Source organism: Methylocaldum szegediense, assembly GCF_949769195.1.
GTDB classification, from domain to species: Bacteria; Pseudomonadota; Gammaproteobacteria; order Methylococcales; family Methylococcaceae; genus Methylocaldum; species Methylocaldum szegediense.
Map to the genome: position 1 here is coordinate 3,824,052 of NZ_OX458333.1, position 22,969 is coordinate 3,847,020.

The 22,969-nt window shown below is 51.9% G+C and carries 18 protein-coding genes and 3 pseudogenes; 11 read left to right on the top strand and 10 right to left on the bottom strand.

The features are described from left to right. Window positions 1-20 precede the first annotated feature (20 nt). The 8 genes and pseudogenes from epsL to QEN43_RS16615 all read left to right on the top strand — a co-directional run bounded on the left by epsL (window position 21) and on the right by QEN43_RS16615 (window position 8,188). Window positions 21-1,208, top strand: a complete 1,188-nt coding sequence (gene epsL / locus QEN43_RS16580) for an XrtB/PEP-CTERM-associated polysaccharide biosynthesis outer membrane protein EpsL (RefSeq protein ID WP_317963414.1) — start codon at window positions 21-23, stop codon at window positions 1,206-1,208. A 17-nt stretch (window positions 1,209-1,225) separates the two neighbouring features. Continuing rightward, window positions 1,226-1,831, top strand: a complete 606-nt coding sequence (locus QEN43_RS16585) for a D-sedoheptulose-7-phosphate isomerase (protein ID WP_202901086.1) — start codon at window positions 1,226-1,228, stop codon at window positions 1,829-1,831. After that, window positions 1,806-3,329 (top strand): D-glycero-beta-D-manno-heptose-7-phosphate kinase, encoded by a 1,524-nt coding sequence (gene rfaE1 / locus QEN43_RS16590; RefSeq protein WP_317963415.1) that lies wholly within the window; start codon window positions 1,806-1,808, stop codon window positions 3,327-3,329. The genes QEN43_RS16585 and rfaE1 overlap by 26 nt, the downstream gene beginning before the upstream one ends. Window positions 3,330-3,694: 365 nt before the next feature. Next, the gene (locus QEN43_RS16595; RefSeq protein ID WP_317963416.1) at window positions 3,695-4,534 is read left to right on the top strand and encodes a glycosyltransferase family 9 protein; all 840 of its coding nucleotides are present in this window, start codon (window positions 3,695-3,697) and stop codon (window positions 4,532-4,534) included. Between the two features lie 145 nt (window positions 4,535-4,679). After that, window positions 4,680-5,186 (top strand): annotated as a pseudogene (locus QEN43_RS16600) (IS1 family transposase); the annotation flags it as partial. 173 nt (window positions 5,187-5,359) lie between these two features. Next, window positions 5,360-5,851 carry a helix-turn-helix domain-containing protein gene (locus QEN43_RS16605; protein ID WP_317963418.1) on the top strand — a complete coding sequence of 164 codons (492 nt, stop codon included), beginning with the start codon at window positions 5,360-5,362 and terminating at the stop codon, window positions 5,849-5,851. Continuing rightward, the gene (locus tag QEN43_RS16610) at window positions 5,832-6,827 is read left to right on the top strand and encodes an IS481 family transposase (RefSeq protein WP_317963419.1); all 996 of its coding nucleotides are present in this window, start codon (window positions 5,832-5,834) and stop codon (window positions 6,825-6,827) included. The genes QEN43_RS16605 and QEN43_RS16610 overlap by 20 nt, the downstream gene beginning before the upstream one ends. A 299-nt stretch (window positions 6,828-7,126) precedes the next feature. Continuing rightward, window positions 7,127-8,188, top strand: coding sequence for a hypothetical protein (locus QEN43_RS16615; protein ID WP_317963420.1), 1,062 nt, complete (start codon window positions 7,127-7,129; stop codon window positions 8,186-8,188). A 226-nt stretch (window positions 8,189-8,414) separates the two neighbouring features. Here QEN43_RS16615 and QEN43_RS16620 read toward each other — a convergent pair. Then, window positions 8,415-9,239, bottom strand: a pseudogene (locus QEN43_RS16620) (IS66 family transposase); the annotation flags it as partial. 117 nt (window positions 9,240-9,356) lie between these two features. Here QEN43_RS16620 and QEN43_RS16625 point away from each other — a divergent pair. After that, a pseudogene (locus QEN43_RS16625) lies at window positions 9,357-9,512 on the top strand (IS110-like element ISSm3 family transposase); the annotation flags it as partial. A 125-nt stretch (window positions 9,513-9,637) separates the two neighbouring features. Here the strand turns inward: QEN43_RS16625 and QEN43_RS16630 are convergent. The 9 genes from QEN43_RS16630 to gmd form a co-directional block, all read right to left on the bottom strand. Then, window positions 9,638-10,843 carry an acyltransferase family protein gene (locus QEN43_RS16630; protein ID WP_317963421.1) on the bottom strand — a complete coding sequence of 402 codons (1,206 nt, stop codon included), beginning with the start codon at window positions 10,841-10,843 and terminating at the stop codon, window positions 9,638-9,640. A 211-nt stretch (window positions 10,844-11,054) separates the two neighbouring features. After that, window positions 11,055-11,939, bottom strand: a complete 885-nt coding sequence (locus tag QEN43_RS16635; protein ID WP_317963422.1) for a glycosyltransferase family 2 protein — start codon at window positions 11,937-11,939, stop codon at window positions 11,055-11,057. 263 nt (window positions 11,940-12,202) lie between these two features. Beyond that, the gene (locus QEN43_RS16640; protein WP_317963423.1) at window positions 12,203-13,249 is read right to left on the bottom strand and encodes a glycosyltransferase; all 1,047 of its coding nucleotides are present in this window, start codon (window positions 13,247-13,249) and stop codon (window positions 12,203-12,205) included. A 195-nt stretch (window positions 13,250-13,444) separates the two neighbouring features. Then, window positions 13,445-14,503: a class I SAM-dependent methyltransferase gene (locus tag QEN43_RS16645; RefSeq protein WP_317963424.1), complete on the bottom strand. Its 1,059-nt coding sequence runs from the start codon at window positions 14,501-14,503 to the stop codon at window positions 13,445-13,447. Between the two features lie 52 nt (window positions 14,504-14,555). Further along, window positions 14,556-15,983 (bottom strand): flippase, encoded by a 1,428-nt coding sequence (locus QEN43_RS16650; protein WP_051331476.1) that lies wholly within the window; start codon window positions 15,981-15,983, stop codon window positions 14,556-14,558. Further along, entirely contained in the window at window positions 15,980-17,287 is a 1,308-nt protein-coding gene (locus QEN43_RS16655) for a glycosyltransferase family 4 protein (RefSeq protein WP_084161698.1), read from the bottom strand. The genes QEN43_RS16650 and QEN43_RS16655 overlap by 4 nt, the downstream gene beginning before the upstream one ends. Continuing rightward, a complete protein-coding gene (locus tag QEN43_RS16660; protein WP_051331477.1) occupies window positions 17,275-18,435 on the bottom strand; it encodes a glycosyltransferase family 4 protein in 1,161 nt (386 codons plus the stop codon). Before QEN43_RS16660 ends, QEN43_RS16655 begins: the two co-directional genes overlap by 13 nt. A gap of 58 nt (window positions 18,436-18,493) precedes the next feature. Then, window positions 18,494-19,414, bottom strand: coding sequence for a GDP-mannose 4,6-dehydratase (locus tag QEN43_RS16665; protein WP_036267931.1), 921 nt, complete (start codon window positions 19,412-19,414; stop codon window positions 18,494-18,496). Between the two features lie 13 nt (window positions 19,415-19,427). Then, window positions 19,428-20,459, bottom strand: a complete 1,032-nt coding sequence (gmd, locus tag QEN43_RS16670) for a GDP-mannose 4,6-dehydratase (protein WP_317963425.1) — start codon at window positions 20,457-20,459, stop codon at window positions 19,428-19,430. A gap of 1,235 nt (window positions 20,460-21,694) precedes the next feature. Between gmd and QEN43_RS16675 the strand changes: the two genes are divergently transcribed. Both QEN43_RS16675 and QEN43_RS16680 read left to right on the top strand, forming a co-directional pair. Beyond that, window positions 21,695-22,042: a hypothetical protein gene (locus tag QEN43_RS16675; RefSeq protein ID WP_235726524.1), complete on the top strand. Its 348-nt coding sequence runs from the start codon at window positions 21,695-21,697 to the stop codon at window positions 22,040-22,042. Between the two features lie 200 nt (window positions 22,043-22,242). Then, window positions 22,243-22,953, top strand: coding sequence for a TVP38/TMEM64 family protein (locus QEN43_RS16680; protein ID WP_026609452.1), 711 nt, complete (start codon window positions 22,243-22,245; stop codon window positions 22,951-22,953). Window positions 22,954-22,969: the final 16 nt, after the last annotated feature.

Below are 22,969 nucleotides of genomic sequence, written 5' to 3' on the forward strand. Positions count from 1 at the left end.
GATATCACAGAATTTGCCTGGTGGCTTACTTGTTGTCTTGGCAGGCTGAGGTTTACTCGGCAGCCGATACTACGGATACATGGCGGCTCAATTTCTCGGAATCGATTGGCTATGACGACAATCTGTTTCGATTATCAGACAACAAAGATAGTCTTGCGAGATTACTGCCCTCAGGAGCCAGCAAAACTGACGTCATAAATCGTTTCTCTGTGGAAGGTCTGATTAATTATAAGGTGAGTCGGCAGAGGTTTTTATTGGATTTCCGTGTAGATGACAACCGCTTTATTAGGAATGATAAATTAAATAATCTGTCGGCCAATGCCAAGGCTGCTCTGGAGTGGCAAATAGGGAAATATTTATCCGGAGATATAGGTTATAGATATAGGCGTTACCTTGGCGCTTTTACCAATACGGTTTTCTTTGGAAAAGATATGGTTACTGAGAATATCGCCTATCTAAACAGCCGAATTAGCTGGGATCCAAACTGGCGAATACATGCTGGGATACAGTGGGCTAAAGCAGCCCATGGTGCAGAAGAACGTTCTTCTTGGGATAGCCAGTCTATTGGTGTATCGATAGGTTTGGATTACATCAGTACTTCGAAGAATGTAACAGGTCTTGAATATCGACTTACTGAAGCCGATTTTCCTAACACCGAGCTTTCCCAAGATACTCAGATCGATAACCATTATATGGAGCAAAGCGTTGGTGCTTCGTTGAGCTGGCAGATATTTAAAAAGGTGCGGTTAGACGGACGTATTGGATATACCATTCGAGACCACCGTACCTTCAGTTCCAGAAATTTCAGTGGCGAAATTTGGCGAATAAGCGTGGATTGGGAGCCGACAGCAAAGACGCGTATCAACCTTGCCGGCTGGCGAGACTTGCTCTCGGCCCCGGATTTGACCGCCACTTATATTATCGATGAGGGAATTAGCCTGTCTCCAAGTTGGAGCGTTACCAAAAAAATTGCGCTTTCAGGAAAAATTTATTACGAAACGCAAGATTATGCCGGCGATCCAGGCTTGATTAAAGGAATATCGGTACGCCGCGACGAGATTTTCGGCGGGCAAATAACCGTTCACTATATGCCTCGCCAGAACGCCGAAGTTAGCTTGTCTTATCGAGCCGAAGAACGCTCATCCAATCGATTATTTGCGGATTATGTTTACTCCAGTATCTTCGCTAGCGCTACTTTTCGATTTTAAGCAGATGGGATTTTATTATGAGCACAATGGACCTAATTGACTTTAAATCGGTGTTCGATCGGGCGGTCTCGAATCACTTAACCATAGTAGAAAAATTATCTGAGCTTTATCCGAATATCGAGCGGCTTGCCCATCTCATGGGTACCTGTATTGCTCGGGGCGGAAAGGTGATGTGGATGGGCAATGGCGGCAGCGCCGCTGATAGCCAACATTTGGCTTCAGAACTCGTCGGGCGTTTTCGGCGCGAGCGGCGCGGACTCGCATCCATTGCCCTAACCACCGACTCCTCCGTTCTGACTTCGGTCGGCAACGATTTTAGCTTCGAATACATCTTTGCCCGTCAGGTCGAGGCCTTAGGTCGGCCCGGCGATATCCTGGTCGGAATTTCGACATCGGGCAACAGCGCCAACATCTCGGCTGGAATCCAGATGGGGCGAAAGCTGGGTCTGACGACGGTGGGTTTGCTCGGCGGCAACGGCGGAAAAGTCGCGGAGCTTTGCGATCTCGCCCTAATCGTGCCGGCCAACGATACGCCTCGCGTCCAGGAGGCTCACATCCTTATTGGCCACATTCTGTGTGAATTAATCGAAGCAGACCATGACCTCGCAACGACCGCTAATTGACGCCGTCCGCAATGCTTTTCGGACACCCGACGGAATTAGTCCACGCATTCTTGTCGTGGGTGACTTGATGTTAGATCGTTACCTTTGGGGAGAAGTCGAACGCATTTCCCCGGAAGCCCCCGTTCCTGTCGTGCACCTCAGGCACCAGTCGGACCGCTTTGGCGGTAGCGCCAACGTAGCCGCAAACCTTGCAGGACTCGGCGTCAACACCTTTATTGCTGGTTATGTCGGTGACGATGCGGAAGGCCAACGGCTTATGCAGATGCTTACCGAATCGAGCATCGATAGTCGTTGCTTAGTGCGGTCGTATACCCGTCCGACGGTTACCAAAACCCGGGTCATTGGTGGCCACCAGCAAATGCTGCGTCTGGATAAAGAAATCCCGGGACAATATGTTGAGGGGGAAAGGACGCAATTGCTGAATGCCGTCCTGGACTTGCTCAGCGAAGGGCCGATAAGGGCGGTGATTCTTTCTGACTACGCTAAGGGCGCGTTGGATCCCGGCATGTGCCAAGCCATCATCGGCGCGGCGCGCAAACGGAATATCTTCGTCCTAGTAGACCCAAAAGGACGGGATTACAACAAATATCTCGGTGCCAACGCCATCACCCCGAATTTGCGTGAGACCGCCGACGTTCTCGGGGTACCGATTCATGATGTTGACAGAATTCTGGATGGTGCAAAAGAACTTCGGCGTAGACTCGGCCTGGATTTCATTGCCGTAACCCGCAGCGAGCACGGCATTAGTCTGATTGCTCAGGAATTTACCAAGCACTTGCCCGCCGTCGCTCGAGAGGTCTTCGATGTCTCAGGAGCGGGCGATACAGTGATCGCCACTCTGGCTTCAGGAATCACAGCAGGACTAAGCGCTGTAGAAGCTTGTCAATTGGCAAACGCCGCTGCTGCGACCGTAGTGTCCAAGGTGGGTACCGTGCCAGTAGATCGCGAGGAGTTGCTGCACGAAACCGAACGGGAAAATACGGTTTCACAGGCAGACAAAATCTGTGACATGAGACTGTTGTTACGACGGATAGAGGCATGGCGTGCTCGAGGTGAACGAATTGTCTTTACCAATGGTTGTTTCGATTTGCTGCATGCCGGGCATGTGACTTATCTGGAATCCGCCAAGCGTCTTGGCAACCGCCTTGTCGTCGGACTCAATACGGACCGATCGATATCCGCCCTCAAAGGGCCATCCCGCCCGGTTATACACGAAGGCGATAGAGCAAGAATCATCGCTGCCCTGGAGTCGGTCGATGCGGTTGTTCTTTTCGACGAAGCCACGCCGATCGATCTCATCAAAACCGTGCGCCCAGACGTTCTTGTCAAGGGAAGTGATTACACCGAAAGCCAAGTGGTCGGCGCGGCTGAGGTCAAGTCTTGGGGGGGACGGGTCGAGCTAATCCCGGTGGTAGCGGGGCGCAGCACGTCCGAAATCATCGATCGAGTAGCGAGCAAAACTATCGAGGCAAAGAAAGTTGCGTCCGTCACATACTAAGCATTGGGTACTTCATGCTGTCTGTGAATCAAATTCGCTCCGCCCCTAATCGAGGGCGCTATCTATTTCACAATCCGGTTTTGCACGGCTTTATGAGAACCGTCGATTCGGCATTGGAGGTATTCCATAAGCCGTCACGGGAGCCTTTACGGCTTACCCCACGTAAGATCTTGGTCTGCTGTCAAGCCCACATAGGCGATACGATCCTCGCCACAAGCGTTATACCGGTTCTCAAGGCGGCATTTCCAAAGTCCCAGGTCGGCTTTTTGATTCATCCTGGTTCCGCTGACGTTTTGGCGGGGAATCCCCGGGTCGATTGGGTTCACACGTTCGAGCATTGGCGGCTCAATCGCCGGAGCCTACCCTTGTGGCGAAAGCTCGCTCTCGATCTTCAGTCACGCTTCCTCGCAATTCGAGAGATCCGAAGGATTGGCTACGATCTCGCGATCGATCTCTATCCTTACTTTCCTAACAGTATTCCCTTGCTTTTTTGCGCTGGAATTCCCGTTCGGCTGGGCTGGACGAGTGCCGGTTTCGGCGGTTTGTTGACCCACGGAATGGATTGGGAAGACAGCGCTGCTCATGTGGTGGAATGGCACAAGCGCTTGCTTGGAATCCTAACTTCTTGCCGGGAGCACCTAGGGCTGGCTCGGACAGAGCTCTACTCATCCGATGACATCCGTTCTCAATGGCGCACGATTGCAGAAAAATACCGCATTCCAGACAAATTTATCGCGTTCCACGTCGGCGCGGGCGGCATTCACAGGCGTTGGCCGACCGAAAACTGGAAAAGGCTCGCCGAGCTTTGCCTAGATAAGGGATTATCGGTTGTCCTGCTGGGGCACGGTGAAGAAGAACGGGCGATATGTCGTGAAATTGCGGAGCAGTCGCCGGATATTCACGATCTTTCCGGACAACTTCCTTGGCGACTTATGTCCGAAGCTATCAGTCAATCGCAATTGCTTGTAGGACTTGAATCCGCTTCCGGACATATCGCAGCGGCCCGCAATATACCCGTTGTATCGATTTATTCGGGCACTACCCGTACATCGGTATGGAGACCTTTTCATCCGTCCGCGCGGGTGGTGGTTTCTTCTGTGCCGTGTTCACCTTGTTATTTTCACGGCGGGTGCAAGGGTATGGAGTGTGTAAGATCGACGACTCCGGAAACAGTTTTTTCTGAGGTGGCAGCATTACTGCCTTGAGCAATCGAGGTCTCAGAATCCGGTGGACCTTATGACCCTTATATGTCAGGTCCCTTGATACTCTGCTCAGAAGCTTTTTCGTTCCGATACGGGGTGTGCTCCGTGAAGGCTTTGGACAACCACCCGGTGAGTTCGTTACTCTGCAGGTTCGCTTATGGTCATATCTACACGCAAAAAGTCCACCGAAGTGGTCACGGTGAATCCTTACATCGGCTCTCGGGAAATCGCCGCGCAAATCAGGCATCTCTTTGATTCACCGATGGATGTTCAGGCGGACGAACAGTGGAGCTATGTGGCTCGCAAGACGAACCCACGTTGGCTCTGGTACGCCATCGACACCGCCACCGGGTGCATTTTGTCCTTTGTGTTTGGGCAGCGCAAAGAGGATGTTTGTGAACAATTGATCGCCAAACTGCGCGTTTTCAATAGTCGAACCTATCACACCGACGATTGGCCAAGCTATGCGGTGTTCATTCCGGCAAACCAGTACGTCGTGAGTAACAAATATACGGAAAAAATCGAAAACAAAAACCTTTTGTTACGCACTCGCATCAAACGCTTGCCCCACAAAACGATCTGCTTTTCAAAATTTGAATTGCTTCCCGATGGGGTGATCGGCCTCTTCATTAATCGCCACTGCTTTCAACTAAATTGCCCCAACACGGAACGTCTATATCCAGTGATTTGTAGCAATAGCGGGAATGATTGTTCCATAGTTACCGAAGTAATAATTTGAAACCGAATCAATAGAGTTGTACCTGATGCTAATGCATGGTATTGATAGCCCACTTGTTTCTCAAACAAATCCGAATATAAAAACCTTCCGTGATCTACGACAAATTTAGCCAAATAACCGATGACCGTATCGTGGCATCGTTGATTGGAATGCCCAAGGCGAAGTTCACAGCCCTCGTCAAAGTATTCGAGTCGGCCGCTCTCGCCATCGATCGAGAGCGTGTCGAAAAGGGCGAGATAAAACACGTCAAACAGGGCGGCCCTAAAGGTTATCTTGATTCTTACGAGAAAAAGCTGTTTTTCGTTTTGTACTATCTGAAAACCTATCCCACTTTTGACGTTCTGGGCTTTCATTTCGGTTTCAGTGGCGGACATGCCCATGCCCACATCGACCGGTTGCTGCCGGTTTTGGGACGAGCGCTGACAAGCCTCAACGTCATGCCGGAGCGCACGCTAACTATCACGTCCCGTATGATTATTTACCCAGAAGGAGTTATGCTTGGTTCGAAGCTCGGAGCCTTCTCCAGGAGATATTCGGTTCGTCCAAGTAAGGTCCATCACCATGCAGATTCGTCTTCATAAGAACGCCCGTACCACCCCGGCCGTGCGACAGGCCATTCAAGCGTCCACGTTGAGCGAGCGCGCCTTGGCCCAAAAGCATGGCATTAGCCGAACAACCGTCCGCAAGTGGAAACACCGCTCCTCGGTCGAAGATGCCTCACACCGGCCCCACACCCTCAGGACCACACTCACGCCCGCCCAGGAAGCCATCGTGGTCTACCTCCGCCAAGCTCTGCTCCTCCCCTTGGATGATCTCCTGGCCGTGACCCGGGAATTTCTCAATCCCGCCGTGTCCCGTTCCGGGCTAGACCGCTGCCTGCGCCGCCACGGGGTGGCGTCCCTCAAGACCCTGCTTCCGCCTACAGAGAAGGCGAAGGTCAAACCCTTCAAGGCCTATGAGCCCGGCTTCCTTCACCTGGATGTCAAGTATTTGCCCGCCATCGACGGCGAACCCCGCCGATACCTGTTCGTCGCCATCGACCGCGCCACCCGCTGGGTCTATGTCGCCCTCAAGCCCAACCGCACCGCCTTAAGCGCAAAGGACTTCCTCAAAGCGGTGATTCAGGCCGCGCCTTTCCGCATCCAGAAATGCCTGACCGACAACGGCTCGGAGTTTACCGACCGTTTCCTGACCCGAACTCGGCAGCCCTCGGGGACGCATGAGTTTGACCGCCTCTGTACTGAACAAGGCATCGAACATCGCCTGATTCCGCCGGGCCGGCCCCAAACGAATGGTCTGGTCGAACGCTTCAACGGCCGCATCGAGGAGGTGTTGCAGACCCATCGCTTCGACACCACGGCCGATCTGGAAACCACTTTGCACCGCTATGTCGCCCTGTACAATCACCACATTCCTCAACGGGCCTTGGGCCATCTCACCCCGATCCAGGCTCTCAAAAACTGGCAAACGTCCCACCCCCATCTCTTTTGCAAGAGGGTTTACAATCATGCGGGACTTGACAATTACACCGCGTCTGGCCAACCGAAAAAAAATTAGACTCAGAGAACGAATAGCAATTTCAGTGGTGGGTAACTGCTTAAATAGCATATACCGTTAAGAGTGGCTAAGAAATTTCTGAATAAGAGGATGCCGCCCAGGTGCTCACGCTGATCGGGTCACCCAGCCCGGCGAATTCAGTCGAAAGGACCAGAGGACGCTGTGAAAAACTCGGAGGAATGGTGCGCTTGCATTGGTGTTTTCCGTTAAGCCTGACTCCTGTCACCCAGCTTGGTCTTATTTAGAGGTTCCTTAGCAAGTCCGGCAAGAAAAAATAGCTCACCAAAATAGATGTTTTTATGTCGATTGTAGTGACAAAACCGACTACCATCAAACTCGCACCCTATGATCAGGTGCCGGTTTTTTTACACTCGATGTGGCGTACTGGAAGCACGTATTTGATCAGTCGCTTCGCCGCTTCTGATAATTATCTTCCATTTTATGAGCCTTTTCATGAATACATTGGCGATGCGAAAGCGAGAAAATATGTTGCGGCAAATTACGATCGCCTACGAGTTGGCCTTTGTCATCCGGAGGTTAAGGGTGGTCTTTTCCAGGTGTATGAGGAAAGAGTTACTCCCTATGGACCACCTCTCCATTCGCTATATTGTCCTACCTCGGCCATATTTGATGTTTATCGCGGTGTCTCACCCAAAAGCCTATCTTACCTTGAGGCATGCGTTAGATACGCAATATCGAGGGGAAAAAGAGCCGTCTTCGGATTCTGCCGTTCAGGCATACAAGCACCGGATATCGCTGCACATATTCCGGGCCATCACATCTACCTTTACCGCAACCCTGTAGAACAATTTTTGTCCTACGGCTTCCCAGGGAAAAACGACTATTTCCTTCCTACGACGTTTCTTCAGCTAGCATCGTCCCCCGTTTGGAAACGCGCATTTCGTGAGGCATGTGATGTGCTACCTACGTCTGCGCATTTACTTCTTACTTCCGCAACCTATTTCACTGGGCTTGTGCCGGCAAAAGTCAGTCAAATCGTCGCGCGAAGAGCGCTTCGCCATCTCGGTGAGTTAGATGCTTTTTCTGTGTTCTACTTAAGTTGGCTCATATCTGTGGATGCTGCTCGGCGAAGTGGCATGGAGATGGTTTCGCTCAATAATCTTCTGGAAGATTCTACTCGGGCGCGGTTCGAACACACATTCGGTATAGTTTTAAAAGGGTTACAGTCTACCAAAACGGCCTACGTAGACGAATTCGCTTCGCGATTGGCAAAAAAGGCTTCTGATATTCAGCATATATACGATCACATTTCTTCGCAGAATTTGGCTGGCGAATATCCTTCCGATAATTCAAGCGTTAACGACCGACTTGGACCTTGGCCTCATACAGCATTGCAGTAATGCTGGATATAAGGAATTTACTCAGCATAGAACAATTAGATGTTGCTCACGCATTATGTTAGCCATCACCGTTCTTTGGCGGTGGCATCGTGCATCGCTCGGTATCATCATCCTTTCCGAGAATAACCGTGCTTCCGCAACGAATTATGTCGTCATCAATATGGCGCGCCGGTCGTGCTTTCTCGGCGCTGGATGACTGTGCAAAGGACGCTGGCGAAGGGATTATTCAGCGGCGGCTCCGGTTCTTTGGACAGGATTTCGTAAGCGCTCTCTTACGACGTCGTCGGCCTGGTGAGACCAGGTTGTCGGTGATTGGAAGGGGGCAGGCCGTCGCTTTGGCGAGATACCAGGGCAGGAGAGTCTCGAAGTTATCGGCGGTTTTGCCAGGGGCAATTTCCGGAATAAGTCGGCGAGATAGCTGTAGGAGTCGATGCAATTGGCCTTGCAGGTTTCGATTAGCGAGTAGAGATTAGCACTGGCTTTCGCCCCGCCGACGGTATCGGCGAAGCGGATCAGCTTCGGCCATTGCGCTGAGAGGTAATGTTCTGCCTCGCCCAGTAAGCTGTTCGGGATCACGCGGTGCAGATGGCGCACTGGCAGCGCTTCGATGCTGGCCAGCACCGGCCGACGGCGCACCATGAGGACCTGCCCACGCTGCGGCGGAGTCAGGTCTTTCGCCTTCGCCTCACGCCCAATCGCGTAGAGTTCGCTGGTGGCTGCAATAAACCGTGAGGCGGGCTGCTCCGGTCCGCGGGCGGCCTTCGGGATCGCCGCCTCGTCTTCTCACGACGAAGTAACGCTGGAAATGCGCCCAGGAGCTGAATCGGTGGCCCCGAACCGGTCATCTGCGCCCATAGGTCGCTTTTGCTTTGGGCGGCTCGCCCCGGTTCCTTGAGCACTTGGATGACCTTTCGTTGCCTAACACCAGGTGGGCCCCGAGTAGATGGTCACGCAGCAGGTTGATCACGGGCTGGACGGCTTCGCCCACCCGCATGACGCTCGCCGCCAGCGTATTGCGTGACAGAGCGCCGCCGAAACGGCCCAGGATGGACCATGCCGATCCAGGATTGGAAAGAGGCTCTGAACCACTTCGTGATCCTCTTTCGTGATTGAGTAACCCTATGAACTAGCCCTAACACAGTTAATTTGCCCGCTACGGTTCGACACCAACCCTGTGAGCAAAGCGTCTTATCAGCACCAGTTGGCCGCGGGGAAGACCCAAAAAGTCGCGCTTACGGCCTGTATGCGAAAACTGTTGACCATTCTCAATGCGATGGTCAAGACCCATACACACTGGCAACCTCTTCGCGCCCAGGTCACTTGACATGGGCTCAACACAGTTGCTCTATCGCGCAGACGCGGAGCCTTTTTGAACGTTGTATCGATCGTTCGTGGGCCAATGAACGATCACCAATTTCCTGATGCACGAGAGGAGTTAGGGCACTGAATTCATTCTTTGAGCAAAACGGACCCGCTTCTCAGCGGCTCGGCAGTACGGCGCTCTACTTTATAGACTCGATGATCGATGAATCGCGCGCGTGCCCATCGAGCAATAGGTGTTTCGAACCATTGGAACGACGTGTACGCTACGGTTATCGTTGCTATCCATACGGCAGCGAAGTAGAGCGCGCGCTCGGAAATAGGAAGCTCTCGGAAATGTATCTCCAAGACATATCGCAAACCCCAAAGCAGCAAGGCATGGAATAGGTATCCACCGTAAGATATCCTTCCAACCGCCACAAAAATACGAGAGGCCAGAATACTTGAAAAGGGGCGCTGTAGGATCGCGTGGATGAGTACGGCGCACGCAAATAGATCGATAATAATGTACACGAAAACTTCACGATGCTGGCCGAAAAGAACTCCCGATATCACATTTCGGAATGCGTCGATTCCAGTAGCCCCGAGGCTCCTATTAATACCGACATATATGGCTGCATAGACGACAACAAGAATTATCGCGATTGCCGAAAGTATAGTCGAAATATGGGGTTTATCACGAAGGTTCGGTTCGAATCGAGCAATAAGAGAACCTAACAAGAAAGCATCGAAATGGCATATCGACGAAGCATAGACCGCAAAAGCAGTCCACTCTGGATCATTTCTTAATGGAGCGACCGCCTCTGCATACAAGTACCGAATTACAGGTCCTAGAATAATGAGACAAAGGGTTATAGGAACCCGTGAGCGAACGGGTACTACGAGGGCGATCCACGGGAAGAACAAATAAAACTGCTCTTCGACACTGAGTGTCCAAAGATGACCGAACGCGCTCCAACCCGGAGTCTCTGGATTATATCCGAATATCATGTACCAGTTGAAAGTAAAGGTCCCGAGATATAGCAAGTCTCGGAGATGCCCGAAATCATTCAATGTCACAAGCAGCACGGCATTCAGTGCTAAATAAAGTAGATATACTGGAACTATCCGAAAACAACGCCGAAGCATGAAAACGGCGAAACGCCTTCGAATGCCGTGAACGGCATCATCCTCCGCTAGAAAGCCGCGCGTAATTACAAATCCGGAGATTACATAAAATAACCAAACGCCCGTCCAGCCAAATGGCAAAAGACCACAGTGCTGCGCAATTACCATTGTCATTGCGATCGCACGCAATCCGTCTATTTCAACTATCCGCTTTTCAAAGGCGGCCATTTTCAGATCCTTCCTTATATTTTTGATACTGAGGCTAGGGTTTTCAAATCCTATGTATTTCCGCTTTCCTATAGAGGATGCCATAGAAATGGCGAGCGCTTTTTTGCACGGTGCCTTTGCACATTATTTAGTACGGGTAATTTATCGGGGCTAATATCTCACAGCTACAAGAAAAACTGGGCTAAATTGAAGGCTTTTCGGACAAAGTACATTATTCCAATTGAAGAACATTTCGTGGATCTATACGGCCAAGAAGAAGATCGCCTAGGGCGAACAAATTGCCTTTCAATCGGCCACGTCGGTCTACCCAGATTTCGGGGGCAATGGAGCGAACGATATTAGCCGTTAAATTTTTGGCTATATGCTTGAGTGCAAACCTGTAGGACATGGTTCCTTTTCTACACATATAGACAGGATTCGCTATCTGTGAATAACCGAATCTTATGCCGGAGGTACGTGCTCTCTTAGTGGCGAGATGGATACAACGTTGCCTTCGGTTGATAACGATACGGCCATAAGGAGCCATGCTGCGACTGAAATCGATATCTTCTAACCAGCCATATAGCGGCAAGTTTTCGTCGAAACGAATCCCATGAGCTAAAACGGGTGCCATGCGGACGGTCATACAGCCTCCTGCCGCTGCGTAGATATCCTCAATCGCTTCCTCTCTTAGCGGAGACTCTTGAAGTCCATCAAGTAGACGAAGTGCCTCCTCGTGTTCGATGCCAGGACCCTTGGCACCGTCTACGGCAATGTGACCCCTTGCAATAACGATGGACGGATCCTCGACAAGCATTGCCTCTGTTTCTTCGAGATAATCGGGTGCCGGGTAAAGGTCGTCCTCAAAAAAAACCACCGCGTCTGCATCCTCACATGCCGATAATATTGCGTTCCGTTGTGGGCAGGTTCCACGGTTTCCTCTAACAACCGATATCCGGAAAGGTAGCGACGCCACCACTGATTCATCAAAATCATCGATATTGGCTGGACAAACAATCACACGATCGGGTAAGCGTGTTTGTCTGCCGAGTTGAAGCAGCGTTCGTGTCAATTGCTCACGGCGTCCAGCCGTCGGTATCCCCACTACTAAAATCATATCGATCCAGCTCGAACAGTACGCTTTGAGGTACAGCGTTTTCAACTTCAAAAAAATACACTAAAAACAAATTTATTATTCAAAATCTTTAACTTATAGAAGTTTACCTGTATTTTCATGGCCATAAAAACGCTGTATAAAGACATTACGGATTAGAAATCTGCCAAGCGGTCTACCGGATTGAATAGCAGAGTCGATAAATAAACGGCCTGGTTACGTATCTAATAAACATTAACAAATATAAAAATGATCTTATCGAGAAGCTATATAAAACAATAAATAAAATCCTTGAAACAGGCGCGAAGTTTAGTTGATATGGAGCGCTTCGTTTTGTATGTACCGGATACGATATTTCTGCATAACCGCAGTATTTTTTTTGCATTCGATTTTTCCATGTAGATTTCACATCTCGCTTTTTCATTTCTTGCTATCGCTGACCACCTAGAGGATGCGTTAAGTAATATTGCAGCGGTTTTCCGATCCGTAGCTTGGGCTGCTGCTTCTTCTAACAAACGTGCACGATGTTCAGCAATAGCGATATAAATCTTGGATCGCGCAATGACGTTATTGATATTTTGAAGGGTATCTCTAATCGCTGCAAAGGTTCCCTTTTGTCCGCTCCCAAAAAGATTTTCACTGTGTTGCCTGTATTTTACCAATGGCTTTGAAATCGTAATTGTTTTTCCATACGCATCTGCAAGAAAATAGGCCCACCGATCGTGCGCACACTTTACATTCACGCTGTGACTAGCCAGTCCCCGTATATGCCTTGAAATGGATTGTAGGATAGAACGCCTGATCACAATACTGAAACCAGCGAATACTCCCCATGGCTCCAGCTCTCCAGGTTGGTATACACAGTCTTTGTGTATACCTTGTGAAAACAATCCGATTTCCTTTCCGTATTCATCGATTAAGATTGCTGTATGAGCACACATGGCAACGTTGGGGTCGTCGAACGACTGAAGGCACGTTGAGAGCTTAGATGGCAGCCATATATCATCCTGATCAGCAAAGGCAATGAGATCTGATTTCGCTAATGATGCTGTGCGTAAGAAGTTTTCACCATAGCCGAGTCGTGTTTTATTTACCTCGACGGTAATCGGAATCCGGGACCTCTTCTTGAAGTTCGCAATAATCTGTAACGTTTTATCAGTTGACCCATCATCCCCAATGATTAATTCATCTGGGAGAACATCTTGATTTTCTATACTATCAAGCAATTCGTTGAGGTAACGCTCGCCATTGTAAGTAGCCAATATAACTGCGATTGAGTGCTTTTTATTGGGTCCCATAAGCTTGCTTTCCATCGACATCTCAATCAGAACAAATAGGTCGCATATCGGCATTCACCAAGAGATGCGACAAGCCGGTCGGAGCCTGGCTTAGAAAATAAACTTCAACGTCACTACAGTGCATAAGTGAAAGGACGTGAAATCTATCTCTCGCACCGGGTCCGGAATCTGGTCGGGATTCCCTTGGTATCCGTGTTGGATAACCGATACTCATGGGGTTTCGGGCTTCATACAAGTAAGATTTATAATTTCTGATTTATCCAAGCGTCCGATCGTTGCTAGCACGGCCAGCCAAGCCCGCCATGATGGAACATGATGGCGTTCATCATAGGGATCGATTCCTTTCTTGATCCGCTCGCTTGCTGCAAACAAAAATCGGGTTGCGCTCGCCTGGGAAATAAGCCGAATTTGTTGAAATCCGAGATCTGATAAGAGCTTTCGCAAAGCTTTTGGATTAAAAACAACGAGGTGACGCGGTGGCTCAAGACCGCGCCAGTGGCGTCCGTATCTAGCGTGCCCGTAGCTGTCGATGTTAGGCGTAGCGAGCCAAAGGATTCCACCCGGTTTGAGTAGGGTATATGCCTGTGACAGGGTATTCACTGGGTCATGTAAGTGCTCAATCACATGGCTAATCGTAATGAGGTCAAAGCTTTCCTTTTCATCTGCGTAAGCCTCTATTCCCCCGTGCCTAACCAAAAACCCTTTGGAGCGTCCATTCTTGAGAACCTCAGGGTCAATATCTACGCCAACCGCAGTCCAGCCGGCGTCGCGGGCATAACTTAGGAACTCACCACTTCCAAAGCCTACGTCCAAGACTTTTGAACGAGAATGTGTACGTGGAAGAAACCGGAATGCGATATCGATGGAGTGGCGAGCTCCAGGAATAAGAAAAGCCGCGAGCACTCCGAATATGGATGCGGGTTGATATTGAGTGCCATACCGCCAATTCCGGTAACCATTCGCAAGCTTTTTTCGAAATCCACGTAACCCCGTCAGATCTTCAGACGAATTAGGTTTTGCTGTGGTATGAGTGTAATAGCGGGTATAAGCAAGACCGATGGTTTCCAGAGTTGGACGGGGATCGAGATAGGCACAGCCGCACCCGCCGCAACGGTACATGTTCCACCGTCCAGGTGCACTAAAGAAGATACGGTCCTCCAAACCTTGATGAAGAAGAGAGCGCTCCTGCACGCTGCAGACCGGACAACAGGTAACGTGTTCGATACCGTACTCCGGCCATTTTGCATCGTTACTTGGAATGGGCGTCATAGACTGAACTTTTTTTAAAATCCCACTATTTAAAACTCGGCAAAACGGACAGCTAACGTGAAAAGGCGAGAGCACTGACCCGTTTGATTAAAGGAAAATTCAAAGCCATCGATAGAGCCATCAAGATGAGAAGACCGACCCATCTGAGGGGCGAGTAGAAATCGACGAATGTCACCAAGCCCCACGATGTGACGACAAGCGCCATCGCCGGGAAAGTATCCTTGACTGTTTGCCAGAAAGCTCCACCGACTGACAGTAGCAAGACAGCATCGAGGAGAACACGCAAAGACCAGGCGGCGGCAGCGCCCAAAACACCCCACGTACGAAGCCCTACCCAAAGGAAGAGAAAATAGATCGGAATTTCAATCAGATAAGTGAAAAATATCGTTTTGACTCGCCCAGTAGCTTGGAGGCGCGAAAAGTGAGCAACCACCGTACTGTTGGTCCAGACGCCCAACAGAATCAGTTCGCTAACACCATTCGCAGAGGCTGCGAACTCTTGCCCGACCCAAAGAGCGAGAAACGGATGCGCGACGGCTAGAGCGCCGATAACGATAGGGGTCATGACAGCAACCAAATTGCGGGTCGCGTCGGCGGAAATACAACGAGCGTTCGCTGAAGAAGTGGCTGCGAGACGGGGGAAGAGTGCGACGGTCAGACTGTGCGAGATCAGCGTAAGCGGAGCTGCGACGTTATACGGTATCGTGTAATAGGCAATTGACGCGGCTCCTCCCATAGCACCGATGACCATCCGGTCCACCGTTACCAGGAATGGCGCAACCATTGATGCGGCGGAAGACCAGCCGCCGTAGCTGAGCAGTGGTTTAACATGCGAACGCTGAAAATTCGCTCGTACGCGCAGTGGGACATAGCGCCAGCACATCGCGCCGAGCAAGGTTACGGTGATCAGTCGGCCGCTCAAGGCGGCCGGCACCAAGCTACCCAAATCTCTGTAGCCCAGCATTGCGATCAGCAGCGGCACCAGTTGAGAAAACCCGTTGCCAACTACACTAGCCACGTTGCTTGCTACAAAGCGCTCTCGCGCATGCAAAGCACCTTGTAAGACTGATCCGCAGATCAACAGGGGAAGGGTTGGTGCTAGCCAGGGAATAGCCGACAATGCTTCTTTACAATGTGTCGGTGTCATGCCGACAACATGAACCAAGATCCACTCGGCGGAAATCCAGAGAATCAGCCCACCTGAAGAACTTAGAGGCAAGCTTACGAGTAGCGCAGTCCAGAGTAGGTCGCTACGCTCCCTGTCACCTGCTTTTCCAAGGCGCGCCATACGCTGGGCGAGCGCACGGCCAAGCCCGAAGTCAAAAAAGACAAAATAAGCCAGGAGAGACCAAATTACTGCCAAGGTGCCGTAGCGTTCCTCGCCGATGAGCCGCAAGTAATGTGGCACGGATACGAGTGTTATGATCAAGGGCGTGAACGCCCCGGCTAAGTTCGCCAGCGTACTTTTTGCAATGCTCATCGGACAGCCCGCTGAAGGCTTGGATTCTCAGCCACATGCCCGGGTGCAGAAGTGAGTGCAACGCCGATAGCTTGCCGCAGCCGTTGTTGAAAACACTCGTGTGAAAACCGTTCTGCGTTCAAACGGCAAACCTCCGGCTTAAATTCGCCAAGCGCCTCGAATTCCCGCACGGCATCGCACAGTGCCGCCGCCGTTTGTTGGTGGAAAAACAGACCAGTACGCCGCTGCGGATCGGGGTCTGAGACAACGGTTTCCAGGACGCCACCCGCGCCGTAGGCAATGACCGGGGTTCCACACGCCTGCGCTTCCACCGGCGCAATGCCGAAATCCTCCTGTGCCGCGAAAATAAATGCCCGGGCGCGTCCCATGTGATCGGCAAGGACTTCTGGCGGCTGATAGCCCATGACGAGGATGTTGGGCGCTCTGCGCGACAGGAACTTCACCCTTTCCAGCTCGGGGCCATCGCCGATTATGACCAATCGCTTATCAGGCATTGCCGCGAAAGCTTCGGCGATCATCGGCATGCGCTTGTAAGGCACCATGCGCGAAGCGGCCAGATAAAAATCCTCCTTGTCTGTTCGTAGCGTGAAACGGGCGGTGTCGACTGGTGGATAAACCACGGTCGCGTCTCGACCATAGACCTTACGAATACGTCGCGCGACGAATGCCGAGCAAGCCAGGAAGTTATCCACGCCGTGAGCGGTACGGACATCCCACATTCTTAAGTAATGCAAGCACGCCCGCGCCGCCCAGGATTTCAGGCCCGTTTCCATCTTCGCCTCGCGCAGATATTGGTGCTGAAGATCCCAGGCATAGCGTATGGGTGTATACACGTAGCTGATGTGTGTCTGATCCGGCCCGGTGATTATCCCTTTGGCAACCGCATGGCTGGACGAGATCACGAGATCGTAGTCCGAGAGATCGAACTGCTCGATGGCCAACGGCATCAAGGGAAGATAGTTGCGGTAGGCGGTTCGGGCTCGCGGCAGATGCTGGATGAAACTCGTTTTCGCCCGTCGTCCGCCCAACAAGGCCCGCTCGTCGTCGCGCAGAAAGTCGATCAGGGCGAACAGATCGGCCTGTGGAAAGACCTTGAGGATTTGTTCCAAGACTTTTTCCGAGCCTGCCCAGGTGACCAGCCATTCGTGAACGACGGCAACTTTCAGGTGCTCGTGCGGTTGACTTGCGACAGCATTTCCAAGCCTGGTGTCTTCTGTTGTTGCGCCAGCGTAACTTTCGGTCAGGTTAACCGAGCCGTACGCTTGACGCTGCGCATGCCGCAAAGGACCACTCAAGACCTGCATAAGGCTTCCTCCATGAATTTGAGATTCAGTCGTGCACCTTCCCGCCACGAATAGCGTTTGGCCTGTTCCAGCCCTGCGGCGGACAAGCGCCTTCGGAGCTCTGGATCGGCAAAGACATCATGAAGAAGCCTCGCTAATTCGTCGGGCCGGTTAGGATCGAAATAAAGGGCGGCATCGCCACATACCTCTCGCACTGCCGGCGTCTTGGACGCGAGCACCGGACAACCGCAAGCCATGGCTTCCAAAGGCGGTATGCCAAAACCTTCAAAAAAAGAGGGAAAGATGAAGCAGCTTGCGCTCTGGTATAGTGCCTTCAACTCCTCGTCGGAAACGTAACCCACTCTAACAATCGCATTCGGCGCAAACCTCGCGACTCGAAAAACATCGGGATCAACGGTTCCTGCGGCGACACAGCACGGTGCCGCGGTCCCGAGTAGTTCCAGCGCCTGGACGATCGCCGAAAAATTCTTGTTGGGCGTCGGGCTTCCTACCGCCAGTGCGAAGGCTTTTCCAGCTAAGTTGTGGCGATCGAGAATGCCCGTATCCGGCGAAACCCGGTTCAAGTGCTGCCATCCTTCTGTGGCAATCCTTAAGCGACCCGGCTCAATCCCGTAACATTCGGCGATTTCGCCGGCACTGAAGCGAGACACGGTGACCGTAAGCGGTGAGCGGCGGATTATGGACCGTACCACCAACTCGTACCAAATACGGAACCGCCTGCTAAAGGCCGTGGGAATTCGGCTTACAGAGGTATCGTGGACAGTAACGACTTGCCGCTTTTTTACAAACGGACCGGTCGGACAAAAGCTGAACAGCAAGCCATCGCGTACCCGCCACGGGAGATCCCATTGCTCCCAAAGATGGCCTTCGAACCGGCCGCATGGTTCGACCGTAATCGCGCGGAAGACGGGGGCGGAGATCCCTCGCGGGGTCAGTACCCTTATGTTGATGCCATTACCTTCGCCAGCCGCAAGAATCTCATCCAGTTCCGCCAGCACTTCGCGGGCGTAACGCTGTATGCCGGTAATGCGCTGCCCTAGAAACCGCCCATTGACGAAGACCGTGCGTGAAGACGCAGGGCGCGCCATGCTTTCAGAGTGGGCTCGGCTTTGGCCATGATCTTGCGCAAATCCGAGGATAGACTCCATGTCGAATGACAACTCCTGTTCGCCAAACGAGGATTCAGTCCTTTAGCCGGCGGGCTTGTCAGACACAAAGACTGCGTTTTTGCAACCTTCCTGGGCGCTCCGCCTCATACATCTCGTAAAGCGTCTCCGAAAGTGATTTGGTCGGCACCGAACCCACCAACCTTAGGAGCTTACTGTTATCGCCCGCCATGCGGCGAATCTCGTTTTGTCTAACGAATTGCCGATTTCTCCTAACCTCGATCGAATAACCGGCTATGTCCTGCATCGTGTCCAAGATTTCCCGCAAGGAAATCGCGCGCCCCGAGCAAATATTGACCACCTCGGAATGAATGTCGCTTTCGAGTAGGCGCGAGTAGATCTCTACCACGTCTCGAACGTCGCTAAAGTCTCGCGCGACGTCCAAATTTCCCAGCTCGATCTTCGAGTAGCCGTGGGAGAAATGCTTAACGATCTTGGGAACCAAGAAATGCTCATTCTGGCCTGGACCAGTGTAGTTGAACGGGCGGGCAATTAAGATGGGCAGCCGGTTGAACCACGTTCGCAGCATGTACTCCATGGCCAATTTACTGATGCCATAATGGTCGACCGGTAACGGGCAATGCGACTCATCGATGCGCTCTCCATCGACATTGCCGTATACGGTGGCACTACTGGCCACGACTATTTGCCTGACGTGCTCGGCATGAAGGGCGATCGCTTCGATGAGGTTTAATGTTCCGAAGAGGTTTACGCGATAGAACTCCTCCGCGCATCCATGCCCCACAAACGCGATGGCGGCCAAGTGTACAACGCGATCCGGCCGGACCCGCTTTACTACCTCATTCGTCGCCGCCGGATCGCTCAGATCGCATTGAACCTCGTCCAGTGTCGACGCGGAGCCTCGAACTAGCCCCACTACTCGGTATCCTTTTTCGGCTAGAGCTGCGCACAAATATCGCCCGGTAAAGCCGCGACTGCCTGTCACTAATACAGTTTCCATACGGTATCGTCCTTCAGAATGAGAAACCCGCTTCATTCCGCCGAATATCGGCCTCCACCATCATCTGGCATAGTTGTTCCAGCGTCGTCGTCGGTTCCCATCCGAGCTTGGTTCTTGCCTTCTGAGGATTACCGATCAACACATCGACTTCCGCTGGACGGAACCACTGCGGGTTGACGCGCACGATAGCCTTGCCCGCCCTGTTGAAGCCGACTTCTCGTTCGCCGTGCCCCTCCCACATGATGTCGATGTCAACGGCCTTGAATGCCATGGTTACGAAATTGCGAACCGTTTCGGTTCGGTTCGTAGCCAGCACATAGGTATCCGGTTCGTCGGCCTGCAACATCCGCCACATTCCTTCCACGTATTCCTTGGCATAGCCCCAATCGCGCTTCGCATTCAGATTGCCCAATTCAAGTACGTCCAATTTGCCCAATTTGATCTTCGCGACGCTGTCGGTAATTTTCCGGGTTACGAATTCCTTGCCTCGCAACGGGGATTCGTGATTGAACAAAATCCCGCTCACACCGAAGATGTTGTAAGCCTCCCGATAATTTACCGTAATCCAGTGAGCATAAAGTTTTGCAACGCCATACGGGCTGCGCGGATAAAATGGGGTCGTCTCGTCTTGCGGAATGGCCTGAACCTTCCCGAACATCTCGGAAGTTGATGCCTGGTAGAAACGAATACCTGGGTTCACGGACCGAATTGCTTCCAGAAGGTTTACGGTGCCGACCGCCGTGATGCTTGCCGTCGTTACGGGTTGTTCGAACGAAACCCCTACGAAGCTTTGAGCTGCAAGGTTGTAAACCTCGGTTGCTTTGGTCTTTTCCAGTAATCGGATAGCCGCACTCAGGTCGGTCAAATCATATTCCACGAGGTGAAGGTTGGGATGACGGTGAATCCCTAGTTCTTCGATACGCCAGAAATTCACCGAACTTGTACGGCGAAAAGTGCCATATACGGTGTAGCCCTTTTCAAGCAACAGGTGAGCTAGATATGCACCATCTTGCCCCGTTATGCCGGTGATGATCGACGTTTTCATCAGTTGCTCCCTATCGATGGGGTGAACCCATATGCGAATCCTTTGAATTGCTACGTTGCGCCGAACTACATTGGTTCTTGCAAAGTCGTCGTCCGGGCCCGATGACGGTTGAATCTTCCGGCTCCGTGATACGCTTGGTGCTCGAACTTGATAAACTCAGGCGCAATGCGGCTTGAAAGCTGCTCCGGGTGTCGCTGAAGCTGACTGTTTTGACCCGGCACCGTGAACGGGCGGCCGCTCACGTCTTGGCGGATCGCACATAAACCCTGGGTTGGCAACTGTGGGAGCTCCTGCCGGCAAGTCAGCGAGGGGTTTTTGTGTACACGGATGACTGAAGGCGGTGGACGGTGTTCAAGTTTTGGTATCGACACTGGGTATACGAGGATTGGAACTGGCAAACCGCGTATGTCGAAAGAGCAGCCAATTCCTTGCTCCATCGGCTGACGTGTCATGTACGAGTGATTCGAGCATTCTCCGAGGTGCTTCGGATGCATGAAACCTCCCTTTTTCCTTTCCTTCACCGACACAACCTCCTCCTAATTTTTCTGGAGTTACCTATAGATTCAACAATGATCGTGCCAAAAACATAACAGATTGTTTTTAAATGGATTTATGGTATTCAGCCCGATTTGTTTCCGTAAGCTCTTTGAAACACCCGGTCGCTCATCCCGACTGCGAAAGTCGATTGCCGACGGGCGTCGGAGCAGACCTCAAGAGCGAGCAGCTCGCTTATCTAGCAAGCGTTTGAGAGGGTTTGGGAGTTACTCTTTTTTCTGATTGCCAGACTGTAAAATTTTTTGACACCGGATCCGGCGGTCTTAGTGCAGTTTTGCTGGCAATTCGAGGGCGCCTAAAAGAACTCACCCGGCGGAAGGAGCGACCCAAAGGGCCGGGCTGGGAATGAATTCAATGCAGATTGCTCACCGCCAGATAGGGCGTGGTAAGCTGTGATGGCCGGCCTATTGACGTCGCTCCGCAGAGTGCGCCGAATACACTCTACGGAACGCACTTTGAGCCGGAGCGTTGTCCGTTAGCTATTCGTTCGCATCAAGTCATCGACATGTTTGATGTTAGAAATAGGGATCTGGACAGGTCGCTGAATGTATCTCTCGATACAGCTTCGTAGATGCCGGACAACTTTTGTTGAATTTAACGGAGCAGTGGTAGACGAATCTCTATAAAAGGATCACCGATCGGGTCGGCCTTCCCTGGGCAGAATCAAGGAGGATTTTCCGATGTTCACAAAAAATATCTTCAGTCCACTCTTCGCGTGTCTATTGATGATCAGCCTGCCCGTCACCGTTTCAGCGGCGGCACCCAATATGTGGTGGGATCACTTGGACGGCGGGACCATGAGTCAAGCCGATTGCGTCGACAAAGGCGAGTCGATATTGAACACCGAAAAAGCGGGCAAAATCAGCAAGGATCAGGATTCGGTCCGGTCGTGGAGCGAGCACATCATCGGCGTGGTGGAATGTTTGAAGACGGACGGCGGTTTGATGATCATGGTCTTGGTCGGAAGCGATAACGCCGTTGCCGGCAATACCCTATTCAATGCGCTGAAAACCGGAATGACGGAGTAAATTCGTTCTCCACCCGGTCGAGCGGACCGACGGAAACATCGATACTGCCTTTTTTCGATACTTGCGCGCTGGAGCGCGGCGCTCGCGGACGCCTTGTCGAGCTTGCCGGACCTTCTACGCCTGAGAGGCCACCAATGGGCTATTGTCGCGCCATTGTGACCACCTTGTATACTGATTCCGGTTTCGTCCGGAGAAGTTTCATGCTCGACCAACAAACGCGCTTTTACTGCAGAATCGCCCTGATCCTGCTGTTTGTCGCCGCGCTGTCTGCTTTTTTCGCTCTCGGAGGAAACGAGTGGTTGAGACTCGAAGTGCTCAAGGAGAACCGCGACAGGCTCATAACGTTTACCGAGAGGCATTACCTGCTCATGCTGTTTGCCTCGGCATTGTTTTTCATCGCTTCGACGGCGTTGAGCATTCCCAGCGGGGGAATACTGTCGCTGGCCATGGGGTTGCTGTTCGGACGCTGGTTGGGCACGTTGATGACAGTGATCGCATCGACCCTGGGAGCCCTATTGGCTTTTCTCTCGGCACGTTTCATTTTTGCCGACCTCGCCCGAGCCAAACTCTCGCAGTACCCTCTGGCCGAGAAAATTGTGAAAGGCTTCGAGGGCGATCCCTTACGCTATCTGCTCTTCCTCAGACTGGTACCGCTTTTTCCATTCTGGCTGGTCAATCTCGCGCCGGCTGTGACCAAGATCAGCACCCGCACCTATATCGTCGCCACGGCGATCGGCGTCATTCCTAGCAGTTTTGTTTACGCCAATATCGGTCAGGCTCTGGGCGACATCAGCGACATCGAGGATGTCTGGTCACCGGCAGTAATACTCAGCTTGACGCTCCTTGGCCTACTCATTGTGCTTCCCCCTCTGTTCCGAAAAAGTCCGCACCGGCCCCAAGTAAACCAGTAGGACTGTAAGGCGTCGT

Excerpts from the sequence above, each read along its gene's own strand:
- QEN43_RS16585 (WP_202901086.1), top strand. The coding sequence starts at position 1,226 with ATGAGCACAATGGACCTAATTGACTTTAAATCGGTGTTCGATCGGGCG.
- QEN43_RS16645 (WP_317963424.1), bottom strand. The coding sequence starts at position 14,503 with ATGACGCCCATTCCAAGTAACGATGCAAAATGGCCGGAGTACGGTATC.
- QEN43_RS16650 (WP_051331476.1), bottom strand. The coding sequence starts at position 15,983 with ATGAGCATTGCAAAAAGTACGCTGGCGAACTTAGCCGGGGCGTTCACG.
- QEN43_RS16635 (WP_317963422.1), bottom strand. The coding sequence starts at position 11,939 with ATGATTTTAGTAGTGGGGATACCGACGGCTGGACGCCGTGAGCAATTG.
- QEN43_RS16610 (WP_317963419.1), top strand. The coding sequence starts at position 5,832 with ATGCAGATTCGTCTTCATAAGAACGCCCGTACCACCCCGGCCGTGCGA.
- QEN43_RS16655 (WP_084161698.1), bottom strand. The coding sequence starts at position 17,287 with ATGCAGGTCTTGAGTGGTCCTTTGCGGCATGCGCAGCGTCAAGCGTAC.
- rfaE1 (WP_317963415.1), top strand. The coding sequence starts at position 1,806 with ATGACCTCGCAACGACCGCTAATTGACGCCGTCCGCAATGCTTTTCGG.
- QEN43_RS16615 (WP_317963420.1), top strand. The coding sequence starts at position 7,127 with ATGTCGATTGTAGTGACAAAACCGACTACCATCAAACTCGCACCCTAT.
- QEN43_RS16630 (WP_317963421.1), bottom strand. The coding sequence starts at position 10,843 with ATGGCCGCCTTTGAAAAGCGGATAGTTGAAATAGACGGATTGCGTGCG.
- QEN43_RS16680 (WP_026609452.1), top strand. The coding sequence starts at position 22,243 with ATGCTCGACCAACAAACGCGCTTTTACTGCAGAATCGCCCTGATCCTG.
- gmd (WP_317963425.1), bottom strand. The coding sequence starts at position 20,459 with ATGAAAACGTCGATCATCACCGGCATAACGGGGCAAGATGGTGCATAT.
- QEN43_RS16665 (WP_036267931.1), bottom strand. The coding sequence starts at position 19,414 with ATGGAAACTGTATTAGTGACAGGCAGTCGCGGCTTTACCGGGCGATAT.
- QEN43_RS16660 (WP_051331477.1), bottom strand. The coding sequence starts at position 18,435 with ATGGAGTCTATCCTCGGATTTGCGCAAGATCATGGCCAAAGCCGAGCC.
- QEN43_RS16675 (WP_235726524.1), top strand. The coding sequence starts at position 21,695 with ATGTTCACAAAAAATATCTTCAGTCCACTCTTCGCGTGTCTATTGATG.
- QEN43_RS16640 (WP_317963423.1), bottom strand. The coding sequence starts at position 13,249 with ATGGAAAGCAAGCTTATGGGACCCAATAAAAAGCACTCAATCGCAGTT.